16 protein-coding genes are annotated in these 15,027 nt (G+C 66.0%); 10 read left to right on the top strand and 6 right to left on the bottom strand.

The features are described 5' to 3' along the window. Positions 1-3: 3 nt before the first annotated feature. The 3 genes from ACWEFV_RS05485 (at position 4) to ACWEFV_RS05475 (ending at position 1,719) form a co-directional block, all read left to right on the top strand. Positions 4-633, top strand: a complete 630-nt coding sequence (locus ACWEFV_RS05485; protein WP_450069354.1) for a TetR/AcrR family transcriptional regulator — start codon at positions 4-6, stop codon at positions 631-633. Between the two features lie 158 nt (positions 634-791). Then, on the top strand, positions 792-1,208 hold the full coding sequence (locus ACWEFV_RS05480; protein WP_450069353.1) for a hypothetical protein: 417 nt from the start codon (positions 792-794) through the stop codon (positions 1,206-1,208). Positions 1,209-1,248: 40 nt separating this feature from the next. Continuing rightward, positions 1,249-1,719, top strand: coding sequence for a hypothetical protein (locus ACWEFV_RS05475; RefSeq protein WP_450069352.1), 471 nt, complete (start codon positions 1,249-1,251; stop codon positions 1,717-1,719). 2 nt (positions 1,720-1,721) lie between these two features. Here the strand turns inward: ACWEFV_RS05475 and ACWEFV_RS05470 are convergent, their stop codons facing one another. The 3 genes from ACWEFV_RS05470 to ACWEFV_RS05460 all read right to left on the bottom strand — a co-directional run bounded on the left by ACWEFV_RS05470 (position 1,722) and on the right by ACWEFV_RS05460 (position 4,294). Continuing rightward, the gene (locus ACWEFV_RS05470; RefSeq protein ID WP_450069351.1) at positions 1,722-2,345 is read right to left on the bottom strand and encodes a hypothetical protein; all 624 of its coding nucleotides are present in this window, start codon (positions 2,343-2,345) and stop codon (positions 1,722-1,724) included. A gap of 37 nt (positions 2,346-2,382) precedes the next feature. Next, entirely contained in the window at positions 2,383-3,051 is a 669-nt protein-coding gene (locus ACWEFV_RS05465; protein WP_450069350.1) for a GAP family protein, read from the bottom strand. 67 nt (positions 3,052-3,118) lie between these two features. Then, positions 3,119-4,294 carry a macrolide family glycosyltransferase gene (locus ACWEFV_RS05460; RefSeq protein WP_450069349.1) on the bottom strand — a complete coding sequence of 392 codons (1,176 nt, stop codon included), beginning with the start codon at positions 4,292-4,294 and terminating at the stop codon, positions 3,119-3,121. 132 nt (positions 4,295-4,426) lie between these two features. Here ACWEFV_RS05460 and clpB point away from each other — a divergent pair, with 132 nt between their 5' ends. After that, the gene (gene clpB, locus ACWEFV_RS05455; RefSeq protein WP_135452041.1) at positions 4,427-6,973 is read left to right on the top strand and encodes an ATP-dependent chaperone ClpB; all 2,547 of its coding nucleotides are present in this window, start codon (positions 4,427-4,429) and stop codon (positions 6,971-6,973) included. An 82-nt stretch (positions 6,974-7,055) separates the two neighbouring features. Next, on the top strand, positions 7,056-8,402 hold the full coding sequence (locus tag ACWEFV_RS05450) for an alpha/beta hydrolase domain-containing protein (protein ID WP_450069348.1): 1,347 nt from the start codon (positions 7,056-7,058) through the stop codon (positions 8,400-8,402). Here the strand turns inward: ACWEFV_RS05450 and ACWEFV_RS05445 are convergent. Together ACWEFV_RS05445 and ACWEFV_RS05440 are read right to left on the bottom strand one after the other, a co-directional pair. Beyond that, on the bottom strand, positions 8,392-9,471 hold the full coding sequence (locus ACWEFV_RS05445; RefSeq protein WP_450069347.1) for an NAD(P)H-dependent amine dehydrogenase family protein: 1,080 nt from the start codon (positions 9,469-9,471) through the stop codon (positions 8,392-8,394). The genes ACWEFV_RS05450 and ACWEFV_RS05445 overlap by 11 nt on opposite strands. Further along, on the bottom strand, positions 9,468-10,499 hold the full coding sequence (locus tag ACWEFV_RS05440) for a Rieske 2Fe-2S domain-containing protein (protein ID WP_450069346.1): 1,032 nt from the start codon (positions 10,497-10,499) through the stop codon (positions 9,468-9,470). The genes ACWEFV_RS05445 and ACWEFV_RS05440 overlap by 4 nt, the downstream gene beginning before the upstream one ends. Before the next feature lie 69 nt (positions 10,500-10,568). On the opposite strand from ACWEFV_RS05440, the gene ACWEFV_RS05435 reads away from it, so the two are divergent. From ACWEFV_RS05435 to ACWEFV_RS05415, 5 genes are read left to right on the top strand one after another with little or no spacing between them, the layout of a single operon-like run. Then, positions 10,569-11,207, top strand: a complete 639-nt coding sequence (locus ACWEFV_RS05435; protein ID WP_135452050.1) for a TetR/AcrR family transcriptional regulator — start codon at positions 10,569-10,571, stop codon at positions 11,205-11,207. Positions 11,208-11,266: 59 nt separating this feature from the next. After that, positions 11,267-12,133 (top strand): trehalose monomycolate transport factor TtfA, encoded by an 867-nt coding sequence (ttfA, locus tag ACWEFV_RS05430; RefSeq protein ID WP_135452052.1) that lies wholly within the window; start codon positions 11,267-11,269, stop codon positions 12,131-12,133. A gap of 34 nt (positions 12,134-12,167) precedes the next feature. Continuing rightward, a complete protein-coding gene (locus tag ACWEFV_RS05425; protein WP_450069345.1) occupies positions 12,168-12,944 on the top strand; it encodes an SDR family NAD(P)-dependent oxidoreductase in 777 nt (258 codons plus the stop codon). A gap of 18 nt (positions 12,945-12,962) precedes the next feature. After that, positions 12,963-13,853 carry a hypothetical protein gene (locus tag ACWEFV_RS05420; protein WP_135452056.1) on the top strand — a complete coding sequence of 297 codons (891 nt, stop codon included), beginning with the start codon at positions 12,963-12,965 and terminating at the stop codon, positions 13,851-13,853. Further along, positions 13,846-14,499, top strand: a complete 654-nt coding sequence (locus tag ACWEFV_RS05415; RefSeq protein ID WP_450069344.1) for a TrmH family RNA methyltransferase — start codon at positions 13,846-13,848, stop codon at positions 14,497-14,499. Before ACWEFV_RS05420 ends, ACWEFV_RS05415 begins: the two co-directional genes overlap by 8 nt. Here ACWEFV_RS05415 and cynS read toward each other — a convergent pair whose 3' ends face one another. After that, complete coding sequence (gene cynS / locus ACWEFV_RS05410) at positions 14,500-14,970, bottom strand: cyanase (RefSeq protein WP_450069343.1); 471 nt, start codon at positions 14,968-14,970, stop codon at positions 14,500-14,502. Positions 14,971-15,027 lie beyond the last annotated feature (57 nt).

The raw sequence follows: 15,027 nt of genomic DNA, 5'->3' as shown, positions 1-15,027 counted from the left end.
TGTATGGCTTCACCTGGGAAAACCGTCACGCGGCGCGGGCGACGCCAGGGCGACCCGGTCTCCCGCGACGCTGTGCTGGCCGCGGCCAAGCAGCGCTTCGCGGCCGAGGGATATGAGAAGACGACGCTTCGGGCGATTGCTTCGGATGCGCACGTCGACGCGTCGATGGTGCTCTACCTGTTCGGCTCGAAGGCCGACCTGTTCCGGGAATCGCTGCGCCTGATCCTGGATCCCGACGTGCTGGTGGCTGCCTTGGAAGGGCCGGCCGAGGAGATCGGCGAGCGCATGGTCCGCGCCTACCTGAAGATGTGGGAGACACCCGACACCGCAGCCAGCATGCGGGTCATGTTGCAGTCGGCAACATCGAATTCCGATGCGCACGTGGCATTTCGAACGTTCATGCAGGATTACGTGCTCGCCGCGGTGTCCGGCGTGCTCGGCGGTGGCGAGCAGGCCCGACTGCGGGCCATGCTCGCCGCATCCAACCTGGTCGGCACCGCGATGCTGCGTTACGTGATGGCGGTGCCGCCGATGGCGACACTCGACGGTGAAGAGGTCGTGCGACTGCTCGCGCCGACGGTGACCCGCTACCTCACCGCCGATGCTGATGAGCTGGGGTTGCCTGAGTTGTAGGCGCTCGGCATGCAGGCTCTGGATGGAGCGATCGAAGCGCTGTCCGCACCTACTTGCCGGCATTCTGGGCGCGGCGGTCGGGCTAAGCGTGGCGCCGTACTCCAGGCGATGAGGGTCAAACCCCCAGGTGACCGGAACTTCCTGGCTAGGCTGTGGTCGTGCGAGGGGACACGCTGGCGGCGGAGTTTGTGGCGCGGGGGCGTCTGCCGAGTACTCCCGGGGAATGGTTCGGCGTGTTGACCTTCTTCGCTGTGATCGGCACGACTTTTGCACTGATGCACTTTTGGGTCGGTCGGAGAGGGTCCGCTCGGTTGGGGGCGCAGGAAGCGCGGCTCAGGTCCGAGTCGGCGCAGTTCAGGTCGCAATGGCCGGCCCAGCAGCTGTGGCAGGCGCCCTATGCTGACCTCGAAGCAGAGGCGGAGCGGTGTTGGCGCATCATTTTCGTTCTGGAACAGCGACGCGACAGCGACGGCGGAGGGCGACGCGGTGACTTTGACGCCCAGATCGCGGCTCTGCGTGGCTGGATCACCACGGTGGTCAATGCGATGAACGCCGTCACTTCCCGAGCGCGGTAAACGCCGTCTCGATGCATCGGTCCACTTCGAGAATCCAGAGGTGAGAAGCCAGAAGATGGTCGACCAAGTGCTCGCTGACGCGTCACATGAACCCAAGAGCTTCGTTACGTACTTGGTTGTCAGTCTGGCGATATCCGCCGTCATTGCCGTGGTGTTCGTTGCTATCGCCTTGATTCCGTCAGCGGCGGGGGAACAGTTGGCTGCTGAACGGGCGCGGCTGTACATCGACTCCGAATTGTTCTGGATTCGTTGGCCGAAATATCGGCTCTTAGAAGCGCCCTACGATCAGCTGGCAGCCGAAGGAACCAGGTGTGAGCGGGTCATTGAGATCTACCGGCGCCAGCGCGGTACGAATATCCGGCCGGCTCCTGGGCCGGCCCGTGAAGTTCACGACGAAGCCAACCATCAGATCGCTGTCTACCAAGGCATGCTCGGCGCGGTGCAGAATGCGATGAACGACGCGATCTCGCGAGGCCGTGGCCCGCAGCAGCCGCCGCGCTACGGCGCGTGAATTCAGCTGCCCTCGAACTGATTCTGGCCCAAGGTGTCTACAAAGGTAGGGCCGCGGCGTTCGAGCTCACGCCGGTATTCGTCGGCCCAGGCGCCGAATGGCCGGTGCGCCAGGTATTCGTTGCGGAACCGGTCATCCTCGGACACCTCGGAAACGCAGAAAGAAGGAATGGCGAGATCGACCACCGGGCTGCCGCGCTCGACTTCCGAGAGCAGTAGCGGTGCGTTTCGCCCGAGGAATTGGTCGATGATCCAGCCGTCCTCGCCCAGCCATATCGAGTAGCGAATCTTCGCGATGACGTGTTCAGATCGGCCGACGATCTGCCCCGCGACCGATGGATCGAGTTCACGTTCGGCCTCGTAGCGGGTGCCACCGACGGCGGGGCCTTTGGCGGTCATGGTCCCCAGCGATTCCTCGCCCAAGGTCGCTACGAGCTCGGCGGGAGTGGCATCCAATTCCGCGGGTGCAGGCCCCTGCACCCGGACGCGCACCGCGTATCCATCGGATGCGAACAGATATGCCTGCACGATGAGGGCAGGCATCGGATCTGATGCTGCCACCGCGGGCAATTCGCGGACAAAGAACTTCCGCTCGAATTCGAAATCACCGAAACCGGATTCGGACATGCGCACACCGTAGCCCGATCCGCGCCGAAAACGTCACCTATAGGGCGTGAATTCCCTTGTAGAGCACGAGGAGGCCGATCGCCACGAGAATCGCCGCAACCAAGACTGCGTGGTTGCGTTCCATCCATTCCTTGAGTCGGACCAGTGTGGGATCGAGACGATCACCCGATACCGCGTAAGCGAGGATCGGCAGGGCCACCGTCGACCCCGCGAACGCCACGTAGTAGAGCCCCGCTGCCCACACCCCGGGTTGACCGAGGCCGGCGCTACCGATGGCTAATCCTGCTGCCGCACAGATGAACAGCACCTTGGGGTTCACCACGGTGAGTACGGCGCCGGCAGCTCCGGCCTTCACGGGCGTCAGCTTGCTGAGGCCGGTCATCCAGCCGGGCATGTGCTCCGATTTCGCCCGGGTGAGAAAGCGGTAGACGCCGAAGACGATGAGGGCGACGCCCACCACGATGCGCAACCACGAGGCCCACGTCGGGGCCGCGTTGAGCCCGCCGAGCATGCTGGAGACACCGACGAAGATCGTGGTCAGCGCGGCCAGTCCGACGAGCCACCCGGTGAGGAAGGCCAGGCCGGTCGGTCGAGGGCGAGGGGTGTGCAGCACCAGCACGGCCGGAATGATCGACAGCGGTGACAAGGCCACCACCAGTGCCAGCGGGATGAGTTCGGCAAGAACCGAACCCCAGCTTTCCGTCATGGCCGCCCTCTCGATGCAGTATCCGAGCAAAACCTAGCAAGCATCGAGTCACGCGGGAGCTGGGTGCTCACCAACGGCCGGTCGCAACGTCCTCGACGGCGTCGGCGGCGTGCCCCGGCCCGCCATGGGCACGGATCTCGTCGCGAATGGCGTCGAGGTTCGTTCGGATCTGCTGATCGGCCGCGACACCGAGTACCGCGTTGCGGATCTCGGCGATTCTGGGGAGATGGTCTGCGAGGTGACGGCCGACGCCGATGGTCTCCAGTCTGGCGGCATTGGCGGGCTGATCGACGGCCTGCGGAATCGCCACCATCGGTACCCCGAACCACAGTCCTTCGGTGCACGAGCCCATGCCGGCGTGGGTGATGAAGCAGTCGGCCACCCGCAACACCGCCGGTTGGGGAACGGTGTCGCGCAGTTGAACCCACGAGGGCACCGGACCCACGTCGGCACCGCCCGTGGCGAGCACCAGCCGCCAACCCAGACCGTCGAGCGCCCCGATCACGTTGCGATAGACGTCGGCTCGGTCGGTGTAGGCCGTGCCGAAGGCGAGTAGGGCCAGCGGGCCGTCGCCGTCCGGCGGGGTCCAGTCACGCGGACCTGCACGACGTGGATCGATGCACGGCCCCACGAACCGGTAGCGGTCACCGACCCGGTCGGCGTTCCGTTGCATGACGCGGGGGATCAGCGCCAGACAACGTCGCGGCACACCGGTTACGTCGTCGAACGTCAACCCTGATCGCGAATCGGTGAGCCAGTCATCGAACATCTGGCGGTAGGCCAGGCCGCTTGGGCTGTTGAGAATGGGATCGAGTATTTCGGCCATGTCGTCGTGGTAGCCCTCCCAGGCCACCTCGCTCGGGGACAGCTGAGCTGACGGCACGCCCCATTGCTCCGCGGCCACCGGACCGGCCATGCCGCCGATGTCGTAGAGCACCAGGTCGGGCTGATCGTCATCGAGGGCGGCGTGAAGCTGGGGCAACACATGGATGGCCTCGTCGAGGAACATCCGCATGCCGGTCACCGGGTCGCCCTCATCATCCCAATCCTCGGGCGCTCCCGGAGCACCCGGAAGCATGGACGTGCACTCCACGACGTCGGCGCCGGTCGGGCGAACCAGCCCGCTCAGGTGGCCGCTGACCAGGTAACTCACCCGATGGCCGCGGCGCGTCAACTCGTGAACCACCGCCAAATGCGGGTACATGTGGCTGGGAGCGGATGCGGCGACGAGGGCGATGTGCACGCGACCAAGTCTGCCCGGGAAAAATTTTTAAAGTTGAGCGGAACAGACTCAACCTTGACTACGTTGTACATCGCGACAAGCATTTTCCACGTAGCCGAAATGGCCGTGGATAGACACAGAAGGGGAGGTGTCGTGGACTCGTTCAACCCGACCACGAAGACCCAGGCGGCGCTGACCTCGGCGTTGCAGGCGGCGACCGCCGCAGGCAATCCGCAGATCACCCCCGCCCATTTGTTGATGGCGTTGCTGACGCAGAACGACGGTATCGCCGCACCACTGCTGGAGGCGGTCGGAGTTGAGCCCGCAACCATTCGCGCAGAAGCCGAGCGCATAGTCGGCCGCCTGCCGAGTGCGAGTGGATCCAGCTCGCAGCCGCAGCTGTCGCCCGAGTCGATCACCGCGATCACGACGGCGCAGCACCTCGCCACCGAGATGGACGACGAGTACGTCTCCACCGAGCACCTGATGGTCGGCCTGGCCACCGGAAATTCCGAGGTCGCCAAGCTGCTGACGGGCCATGGCGCGTCGCCGCAGGCGCTGCGTGAGGCGTTCACCAAGGTGCGCGGCAGCGCGCGCGTCACAAGCCCCGACCCCGAGGGCAGCTACCAGGCGTTGGAGAAGTACTCCACCGACCTGACCGCCGCCGCGCGTGAGGGCAAGCTCGATCCGGTCATCGGCCGCGACACCGAGATCCGTCGTGTCGTACAGGTCCTGAGCCGCCGCACCAAGAACAACCCGGTGCTCATCGGCGAGCCCGGCGTCGGCAAGACCGCGATCGTCGAGGGCCTGGCCCAGCGCATCGTCGCGGGTGATGTGCCCGAAAGCCTGCGGGACAAGACCGTCATCAGCCTGGATCTCGGGTCGATGGTGGCCGGTGCCAAGTACCGCGGTGAATTCGAGGAACGCCTCAAGGCTGTCCTCGACGACATCAAGAACTCGGCCGGCCAGGTCATCACGTTCATCGACGAGCTGCACACCATCGTGGGCGCCGGTGCCACCGGCGAGTCCGCGATGGACGCCGGCAACATGATCAAGCCCATGCTGGCCCGCGGTGAGCTGCGACTGGTCGGCGCGACGACCCTCGAGGAGTACCGGAAGTACATCGAGAAGGACGCCGCTCTGGAGCGTCGCTTCCAGCAGGTGCTCGTCGGCGAGCCGTCTGTCGAGGACACCGTCGGCATCCTGCGCGGCCTCAAGGACCGCTACGAGGTGCATCACGGCGTGCGCATCACCGACTCCGCGCTGGTCGCCGCGGCCACGTTGAGTGACCGCTACATCACCAGCCGGTTCCTGCCGGACAAGGCCATCGACCTGGTCGACGAGGCCGCGTCCCGGCTGCGCATGGAGATCGACTCCCGGCCTGTCGAGATCGACGAGGTCGAGCGGCTGGTCCGTCGCCTCGAGATCGAGGAGATGGCGCTGTCCAAGGAAGAGGACGACGCGTCGAAGGACCGGCTGGAGAAGCTGCGCGGTGAGCTGGCCGACTACAAGGAGAAGCTCGCGGAGCTCACGACTCGTTGGCAGAACGAGAAGGGCGCCATCGACATCGTCCGCGAGTTCAAGGAGCAACTGGACACGTTGCGCGGTGAGGCCGACCGGGCCGAGCGCGACGGCGACCTGGCCAAGGCCGCAGAGCTGCGCTACGGGCGTATCCCCGAGGTCGAGAAGAAGCTCGACGCCGCGCTGCCCGTGGCCGAGGCTCGCGAGAACGTGATGCTCAAGGAGGAGGTCGGCCCCGACGACATCGCCGACGTGGTCGAGGCGTGGACCGGCATTCCCGCCGGCCGGATGCTCGAAGGCGAGACCGCCAAGCTGCTGCGCATGGAGGAGGAGCTGGGCAAGCGCGTCATCGGCCAGAAGGCGGCGGTGACCGCGGTGTCGGATGCGGTGCGCCGCAGCCGGGCCGGGGTGGCCGACCCCAACCGGCCGACAGGTTCGTTCATGTTCCTGGGCCCGACCGGTGTCGGTAAGACCGAGCTCGCAAAAGCGTTGGCGGAGTTCCTGTTCGACGACGAGCGTGCGATGGTCCGCATCGACATGAGCGAGTACGGCGAGAAGCACTCGGTGGCTCGGCTGGTCGGTGCGCCTCCCGGGTACATCGGCTACGACCAGGGCGGTCAGCTGACCGAGGCCGTGCGCCGGCGTCCCTACACGGTGGTCCTGTTCGACGAGATCGAGAAGGCGCACCCGGACGTGTTCGACGTGCTGCTGCAAGTGCTCGACGAGGGCCGGTTGACCGACGGCCAAGGCCGCACGGTCGACTTCCGCAACACGATCCTGATCCTGACCTCCAACCTGGGTGCCGGTGGCACCGAGGAGCAGGTGATGGCCGCGGTGCGGGCGGCGTTCAAGCCGGAGTTCATCAACCGGCTCGACGACGTGATCATGTTCGACGCGCTCAACCCCGAGCAGCTGGTGTCGATCGTCGACATCCAGCTACAACAGCTGCAGAAGCGGCTGGCGCAGCGCCGGCTCACCCTCGAGGTGTCGCTGCCCGCCAAGACCTGGCTGGCGGAGCGTGGTTTCGACCCGCTCTACGGTGCCCGTCCGCTGCGCCGCCTGGTGCAGCAGGCCATCGGCGACCAGTTGGCGAAGATGCTGCTGGCCGGCGAGGTGCACGACGGTGACGTGGTGCCGGTCAACGTCAGCGCGGATGGCGAAAGCCTCGTTCTGGGCTGAGCCAGCCTGACGGAAGACACAAAAGTGCCCAATTCCCATCGGAATTAGGCACTTTTGTTTCCGCTCGCGCAAAGATGGGCGGGTGATCACCAAGGTCCCCGGTAAACCCAACCTGCTCCTCGGCGCGTACGACCTGGCCGACCTGGGTTACGGCGCCGAGGAGTTCTTCGTGTCCGGAACGGCCAGGTCCTATTCGGACACCGTGCCGTCCGAGGCGGACTACACCACCCGCATCGTCGTCATCTCGCCCACGGATGCGGCGAAGTCCAACGGCACCGTGATCGTCGAGTGGCTGAATGTCAGCGGCGGGATCGACGCGCCCGCGGTCTGGTTCATGGCGCATCGGGAGATCGCCCGTGCGGGCTACACCTACGTGGCGGTCTCCGTCCAACAGGTCGGCATCCAGGGCGGAACGAGCCTTGTAGGCGCCGAGATGTCATTGAAAGCACAAGACCCGCAGCGCTATTCCGAGCTGAACCACCCGGGAGACCCCTTCGCCTACGACATCTTCACCCAGATCGGCCGTCTGATCCGCGATGGCGCGATCGACGGTCTGCGGCCGGAGACCGTTCTGGCGGTGGGTGAGTCGCAATCCGCGGCATTCCTGACGACGTACGTCAACGCCGTGGACCCGGGCGCCGCCACGTATGACGGCTTTCTGGTGCATTCGCGATTCGGCAATGCCGCACCCCTCGACGACACCCACGTCTTCGACGAGGCCAGGTCGGATGTGGCCGTGCCCTTCCGCCCGGATCTGCGTGTTCCGGTGCTCACCGTGCTCGCCGAGACCGATGTCGTCGGGGGCTTCCGCGTGGGCTATCACGCTGCGCGGCAGGCGGACAACGAGTTTCTGCGGGCCTGGGAGGTGCCGGGGACCGCGCACGCTGACAACTACACCATCCGCGTCGGTTTCATCGATGACGGGTCCAGGCCGCTCGAAGCCATCGTCGCGGCGTACGCACCCACAAATGAGCTGATGGGCACGCGACTGTCGTACTACATCAACTTCGCTCCCCAACATCACTATGCGCTGCAGGCCGCGATCGCCGCACTCAACACCTGGGTTCACACCGGCACTCCCGCGCCGAGCGCACCGCCGATCGCCTTGACCGGCGGCGACCCGCCGGGACTCGTCCTGGATGCGAACGGGCTCGCCGAGGGCGGAGTCCGCACGCCGTGGGTCGATGTCCCGATCGCGCGGACGTCGGGACTCGCGAAGGACGAGAGCCCCATGTCCTTCCTTTTCGGGTCGGGCGAGGTGTTCGACGCCGCGAGGCTGTGCGAGCTCTACCCCGACGGCGTCGACGAATATCTCGACCGCTTCACCGATGCGCTTGACCGGACAATCGAGGCCGGATTCCTTCTGCCCGCGGACCGCCCGGAGATTCTGGAGCTCGCGGCCGCGATGTTCCCAGCCGTCAGATGTTGAACCTGCCGGCGAATCCCCGCAGCGGCACGTCGGCGCTCGTCAACAGTCCCGGCGGTGCTTTGACCACCGACGCGATGGCGTTGAGTGCGGGCAGGCCGGTCACGGTCATGCCGATCGAGGCGAACGAGGCCGGATCGGACAGGTCCACACCGGGTTTCGGGAAGATCATGTGCTTGTTGTAAACGCACGGATCGCCCTTGATCTGGGTGATGTAGCAGCCCTTGATATCCCAGCTCGGATCGGTGTGCGGGGTCATCTGCCATTCCAGGTGGGTTTCGACGCGCGGCACTCCGTCGACCATGCCCTGGTACTTGATGTAGTTGCCGCCCAGCGATCCCTTGGGCAGCGTGTACCAGCCCAGGTCGACATCCTTGGTGCAGGCGCCGAGCTCGTAGCTGAACTTGACCTCGTCGAGTTCCAGCCCGAAGCAGTCGGCCATCATCAGCACGCTGTCGGCGAAGACCCGGGTGTACTTCTCCAATTTGGCCGGGATCGACGGATCGTCGACGGGCAGGCCGTAGCCGACCTCGATCCAGGTGTCCTTGCTGTGATGGCATGACACATCGACGGATTCGATGGTGGTGACGTTCTCGATCTCGGCGACGTCGGCCGAGCACACCACGCCCAGGATCTGGTTGACGCCGGGGTTCATCCCGGTGCCGTAGAACGTCGACGAGCCCTTCGCGCACGCCTCGGCCAGCAGCTGAGACACCGGCTTGCCGGACGGATGCGGGTGGTTGGTGTCGCGGTGCCAGCCGGTGATCCAGTCGGCGGTGGTGACGATGTTGATCCCGGCCTCAAGGACTTTCACGTAGAGGTCCTCATCCGGAAAGACGCCGTGGAACGTCAATACGTCGGGCTTGGCGGCGATGATCTCGTCGATCGAGCCCGTCGCTGTCACCCCGATCGGATCGATGCCGGCGATCTCACCGGCATCGCGGCCCACCTTTTCCGGTGTGTAGCAATGCAATCCGACAAGTTCGAGGTCGGGTCGCTTGCTGATGCGCTTGATCATCTCGGTGCCGACGTTGCCGGTCGCCACCTGGAAAACGCGGAGCTTCTCGGTCATAGGGTGTCTGCCTTCCGTATAAGCGACAGGTCTGCGGCGCTGCCGCCCCGACCGTCTGGATAGAACTGCATGGCCCACTTGCGGATTGCGGTGAAGCCCTCGTACTCGGCGGTGGCCAGCGCCGGAGGATCGGAGTAGCGCTGGTGTGACCAGATGTGGATGTCCTGGGTGAACTGGCGGATCACCTCGTCGCCGAAATCGGTGGCGCGCTGGGCAGCCCGGGGACTGTCCTTGCCGGGGGTTCGGCCGATGTAGACCATGAACCGCACGTCGGAGGTGGACTCGTCGACGGGGGTGACGGCCGAGATGGTGCGGTTGTCGATCATTCCCCAGCTCTTGGTCACCGCGATGCCCAGACCGCCGTTGATCGCCTCGACGCCGCTGCGCACATCATCGATCGACTGTTGATCGTCGCCCTCGAACGTGATGGTGAAGTCGACGTAGGAGATCGGCGCGGCGAAGTCGTGGCGGGTGAACACCGGCACGATCGGGGTCTGGTGCACGAATTTGAAGTGCGCGAAGTCGACGCCGTTCTCCAGCACGTACTGCGGATGCAGCTCGAGCCCCCCGCGGAACAACCGCTGCTGGGGGTAGTAGTCGGCGGCGGTGCTGCCGTCACCGAAGGACGCGAACACATCCGGCGCATCGAAGAACGGCTCACGCCCTTCGATGTCGTGCCAAACATAGATGGCCTCGTTGCGTTCGACGACGGGGTAGGTGCGCATCCGGCGGCCGCGGTTGGGCCGGTCCTGGTACGGGATGCAGACGTTGCGGCCCTCGGCATTCCACTGCCAACCGTGGAACGGACATTGGATGACCTCGCCGACGACGTGGCCGCCGAATCCGAGGTGGGCGCCCAGATGCTCGCAGTAGGCGTTCATCACGGTCACCTGCCCGGATTCCGAGCGCCAGGCGACCATCTCCTCGCCGAAGTACTTCATGGCGTGCACGGCCCCGGTGCCCACCTGGTCCGACCAGGCGACTTGGAACCATCCCGTCGGTTTCATCGACAACGGTGGTTTTGCCATGACGCGAATCGTAGGAGGTTCTGTGAAACTTTGAAAGAGGGTTCTGTGAAATTGAGGTAATCTCCTGAGATGACCGAGGTGAGCGCGCGCCGAACCAATCGGCGCGGTGAAGCCACCCGGGAGAGCATGTTGGAGGCCGCGCGCAAGGCGCTGGCAACCGGCGATCCGGGGGCGGTCTCGGCCAACCGGATCGCCAAAGACATCGGCGCCACCTGGGGTGCGGTGAAATACCAGTTCGGCGATATCGACGGGTTCTGGGCTGCGGTCCTGCAGCGCACCGCCGAGCGCCGTGCGGGCATGCTGAGCCACCGTCACGACAGCGCGCCATTGCGTGAGCGCGTCGCCGGCATCATCGACCTGCTCTATGACGGGTTGACCGCCAGCGATTCGCGGGCGATCGAGAATCTGCGCGCGGCGCTGCCACGGGACCATGCCGAACTCGAACGGCTCTATCCGAAGACCGCCGCCGAGCTGTCGTCATGGGGGCACAGCTGGCTGCAGACCTGTCAGCAGGCCTTTGCCGACCTCGACGTGGACCCCGAGCGGGTACGTGAAGTTGCCTCGTTCATCCCCGGCGCGATGCGCGGTATCACCTCTGAGCGGCAACTCGGCACATATACAGACCTCGATGTCGCCAGGCGAGGGCTCACAAACGCAATCGTCACGTACCTCGAAGAGTCCCGGTCACGGCGCTCTGATCACCAGTAATCGGGTTGTGACCTCACAAGGTGGAGGCATTCCCGCTGTCAACAAGTAGGCTATGCCCGATGGTCCCGCTCTGGTTCACGCTGTCCGCACTCTGTTTCGTGGGTGCGGCCGTATTGCTGTACGTCGACATCGACCGTCGACGTGGGTTGGGACGGCGCCGGAAGTCGTGGGCGAAGTCGCATGGCTTCGATTACGAGCACGAGTCGCACGAGATCCTCAAGCGCTGGAAGCGCGGGGTGATGTCGACCGTCGGTGACGTCACGGCCAAGAACGTCGTGCTCGGCCAGATCCGTGGCGAGGCGGTGTTCATCTTTGACATCGAAGAAGTGGCAACGGTGATCGCGCTGCACCGCAAGGTCGGCACGAACGTCGTCGTCGATCTGCGACTCAAGGGCATCAAGGAGCCCCGGGAGAGCGACATCTGGCTGCTCGGCGCGATCGGTCCGCGGATGGTGTACTCCACCAACCTCGACGCCGCTCGCCGCGCCTGCGACCGCCGGATGGTCACGTTCGCCCACACCGCTCCCGATTGCGCCGAGATCATGTGGAACGAGCAGAACTGGACGCTCGTCAGCATGCCGGTCACGAGTACCCGCGCCCAATGGGACGAGGGGCTGCGCACTGTGCGTCAGTTCAACGACCTGCTGCGGGTACTGCCGCCGGTTCCGCAGAACGGTGTGGCACCGCAGTCGGGTCAGGGCAGCCAAGCTGCGCTGGCACGTCGCGCAGGCTCGCCCAGCCGCCCGTTGGCGCCGACCCCCGCCGGGCGTCGGGAGCTGCCTCCGGGCCGGGCTGACGCGGCACCCGGACGTGGTGACGTGAGCCGCTACACCCAGCCGCGCCAGGAGCCCGGCCGTCCGGATGCGGTCCGTCGGACCCCGCCGCCGGCGCGCAACGGCCGTCACGCACCGCACTACCAGCGCTAGCCAGCGCACCGGAACAGTTCAGTAACCTGTCGGCATGCCTCGCCCCGTCGCGCTGATCACTGGACCAACCTCGGGCCTCGGTGCCGGGTTCGCCCGCCGGTACGCGCGCGACGGCTATGACCTCGTCCTCGTGGCGCGGGACGGCGCCCGGCTGGAACAACTCGCTGCCGAACTGCACGACGAGGCCGGCGTAGACGTCGAAGTGCTTCCCGCCGACCTGGCGTGCGCCCCCGACCGGGCCAAGGTCGCCGACCGGTTGCGCGCCGGTGTGCAGGTGTTGGTGAACAACGCCGGCTTCGGTACCTCCGGTGAGTTCTGGACCGCCGATCTCGCCCAATTGCAGGCCCAACTGGATGTCAACGTCACCGCGGTGATGGAGCTGACGCACGCCGCGCTGCCGGCGATGATCGAGGCGGGCAGCGGCACCGTCATCAACGTGGCCAGTGTCGCCGGGCTGGTGCCCGGCCGCGGATCGACATATTCGGCCTCCAAGGCCTGGGTCGTCTCGTTCACCGAGGGGCTGGCGAACGGACTGGGCGGCACCGGGGTTGGCGTACACGCGCTGTGCCCGGGGTTCGTCCACACCGAGTTTCATGCCCGCGCGGGCATCGACATGGCGGGCACACCGTCGTTCCTGTGGCTGCAGGTCGAGGACGTGGTGCGCGACTGCCTGGCCGACGTGGCCGCCGGCAAGGTGGTCATCGTGCCCGGCCTGCAGTACAAGGTGCTCACCACCGGGGGCCGGATGGTTCCACGAAACCTGGTGCGCGCCATGACAAAAGCAGTGGGAAAAGGTCGTGGGAGAACTTAGAACAGAATTCTTGTGCCGGTGCGGGCGCTGATCGCGGCGGTGATGGCGGTACTTCTCGCCGTCACCGCGGGCTGCGCATCCGATCAACCGGGCCGCACGTATGAAGCGTCGACCGCCGCACTCGGGGAATCGTTGGACATCCTCGGCTGGCGCCTGAAGGTGTCGGATCTGCGGTTCGACTCCGAACATGTACTGGTCGACGTCGAGGGCACCGCATCTGGCGATGCCCACGCCAAACCAGAGGACATCCGGTTCGGTCTGTACGGTGCCCTCGCGCACCCGATCGAGGCCGACGCGCTGCACGGCTGCGACGACATCACCAACCTGGGTATCCGGCCGCTGTCCGCGCCGGCGCCCGACAAGCTCAGCGGCACAGTCTGCTTGGGGCCGCAACGCGAACAGAACCAGGTGCGCGGGATCTATGTGTACTCGCCGCGCGAGCGCATCCCGGGTACCACAGTGGCCTACCCGGCGGCCTTTCCGGTGGGCATGCTGCCCACCAGCGTCAACGACACCGGTGTCACCGTCAAGACCTCCAGCGTCGATGCATTCAGTGCCGACGGCGGACAGTTGGCGCCGACGGCGATCGGTGACCCCACGGCCTTCAATGGCAAGGGCTCCATGCTGCTCGGCCTCGAAATCGATGGTGCGGCAAAGCGTTATGCGGAGGATTCGGCGGCGCGTGGCGGCCCGCTGATGGTGGTGGCCGGCCCGACGCTGCCGCCCCCGGGACTCAGCCATGCCTGCACGGTGTACGGCTCGTCGCTGCTGCTCCTGCCGGAGGCCTCGCGTGAGGCGGTGAACGTCCGGGCGTCGCTGTGCACCCAGGGGGAGATGAACGCGGCTCTGCTGTACGCGTCGGTTTCGGTGATCGGCACCCACGCGGCCCTGTGGACCACCGGTGGCTGAGGCCGTCGGCCCCACCGAATGGGGAGAGTCCCCCGGAGTGGGGCCCTGGGAGGGCCCGCTGCCCTCCGGGGAAGAAGCCGCCCGTTATGACCCCGAGCTGCTGCGCGACGGAGATACCCGCAATGTCGTTGATGCCTACCGGTATTGGACCCGGGCGGCGATCATCGCCGACATCGACCAGCGGCGGCACCCGCTGCACATCGCGATCGAGAACTTCGGCAACGACGCCAACATCGGTGCCGTGGTGCGCACCGCCAACGCCTTCGCCGTCGACACCGTGCACATTGTCGGACGGCGCCGGTGGAACCGGCGGGGCGCCATGGTCACCGACCGCTATCAGCGGCTCTGTCACCACGACACCACCGCCGAATTGTTGTCCTTCGCCGCCGACGCCGGGCTGACCGTCGTCGCGGTGGACAACGTGCCCGGCGCCGTGCGGCTGGAAGAGACCGAACTACCCCGCGATTGCCTGCTGATCTTCGGTCAGGAAGGCCCGGGCATCACCCCGGAGGCGCAGGCCGGGGCGGCCGTCACGGTATCCATCGCGCAGTTCGGGTCGACCCGCAGCATGAACGCAGGCGTTGCCGCCGGAATCGTCATGCACGCATGGATCACTCGCCACGCGGATTTCTCGCGGGCCTGGTGATCAAAAGGGCTTCGTCGGAAGGTATTTGCCGTCCAGGGTGATGACGGCGCGTTCGCCGCCCTCCGGGTCGGCGACCTTGCGGACATCGAGTTTGAAGTTGATCGCGCTGATGATGCCGTCGCCGAACTGCTCGTGGACCAACGCCTTGAGGGTCGTGCCGTAGACCTGCAGCATCTCGTAGAAGCGGTAGATCGTCGGGTCGGTCGGGACACCGCCGGGGATCGAGCCGCGGGTGGGGATGGTCTGGAGCAGCAGCGCGGCGTCGTCGTCGAGTCCGAGCAGTGCGGCCACCGCGACGGCCGACTGGGCAGGCAGCGCGTGCTGGCCGAGCACGGCAGCGGTCACGAACGCCGGTGAGAGTTCGGCGGCGTCGGCGATCTGCTGCCAGGTGAGGTCCTTGCGGGTCTTAGCCTCGACTGCGGCGGTGGCCAGCTGTTGACGAGCGGCCGGATCAAATTGGGCGTGCACCATTTTGGTGTCCTTCCCTGTAGGGGCTAGATGGCAACCACCATGCCCCCCAGCCGCTAT

The sequence above is a fragment of the Mycobacterium sp. NPDC004974 genome (genome assembly GCF_053600815.1).
Note: the sequence above shows the minus strand (reverse complement) of the source record. Positions and strands in the feature narration are given on the sequence as shown.

What these genes read in the sequence shown, in the direction of transcription:
- ttfA (WP_135452052.1), top strand. Translation starts at nt 11,267, where the DNA reads ATGGTCCCGCTCTGGTTCACGCTGTCCGCACTCTGTTTCGTGGGTGCG.
- ACWEFV_RS05435 (WP_135452050.1), top strand. Translation starts at nt 10,569, where the DNA reads ATGACCGAGGTGAGCGCGCGCCGAACCAATCGGCGCGGTGAAGCCACC.
- ACWEFV_RS05465 (WP_450069350.1), bottom strand. Translation starts at nt 3,051, where the DNA reads ATGACGGAAAGCTGGGGTTCGGTTCTTGCCGAACTCATCCCGCTGGCA.
- ACWEFV_RS05485 (WP_450069354.1), top strand. Translation starts at nt 4, where the DNA reads ATGGCTTCACCTGGGAAAACCGTCACGCGGCGCGGGCGACGCCAGGGC.
- ACWEFV_RS05445 (WP_450069347.1), bottom strand. Translation starts at nt 9,471, where the DNA reads ATGACCGAGAAGCTCCGCGTTTTCCAGGTGGCGACCGGCAACGTCGGC.
- ACWEFV_RS05425 (WP_450069345.1), top strand. Translation starts at nt 12,168, where the DNA reads ATGCCTCGCCCCGTCGCGCTGATCACTGGACCAACCTCGGGCCTCGGT.
- cynS (WP_450069343.1), bottom strand. Translation starts at nt 14,970, where the DNA reads ATGGTGCACGCCCAATTTGATCCGGCCGCTCGTCAACAGCTGGCCACC.
- ACWEFV_RS05470 (WP_450069351.1), bottom strand. Translation starts at nt 2,345, where the DNA reads ATGTCCGAATCCGGTTTCGGTGATTTCGAATTCGAGCGGAAGTTCTTT.
- ACWEFV_RS05440 (WP_450069346.1), bottom strand. Translation starts at nt 10,499, where the DNA reads ATGGCAAAACCACCGTTGTCGATGAAACCGACGGGATGGTTCCAAGTC.